This is a genomic window from Flagellimonas olearia (assembly GCF_009184425.1).
Classification (GTDB): Bacteria; Bacteroidota; Bacteroidia; order Flavobacteriales; family Flavobacteriaceae; genus Flagellimonas; species Flagellimonas olearia.
Map to the genome: position 1 here is coordinate 1 of NZ_WELG01000127.1, position 347 is coordinate 347.

Here is a 347-nt window from a genome sequence, read left to right on the forward strand (position 1 = left end):
CTGCCAGTAGACTCCGCGGAAGCTCGCCTCTGTGCCGCCTGCATCCAAGCATCAATCTCAGCTTCCTCCTGTTCTAGCTGCTCTAATGCCTCATCAGGCACTTCTCGAACAGCTTCAGAACCGATGACGCCTTGGTCACCGAGAAAGCCAATCTTGTGCTTCTCTCCAGAAAGGAAGGCCCAAACTTCCTCTCGCCGGACGCCATCCGACTTTCCAGTGCCTTTTCCAGAAGACAGCTTCACGTCAAGCTCCTTCTTGGAAAGCCCCCGATATGCCAAAAAGCTCTCCGCGAACCATTTCGTGAAGCCAGCAGTCCGGAAAGTCGGCAACCCAGGATAAGAAATCAT

General features: G+C 53.9%; 1 protein-coding gene. It reads right to left on the minus strand.

The features are described from left to right. A partial coding sequence (locus F8C76_RS18920) for a hypothetical protein (protein ID WP_211372206.1) occupies positions 1 to 347 on the minus strand: 347 nt, incomplete at both ends.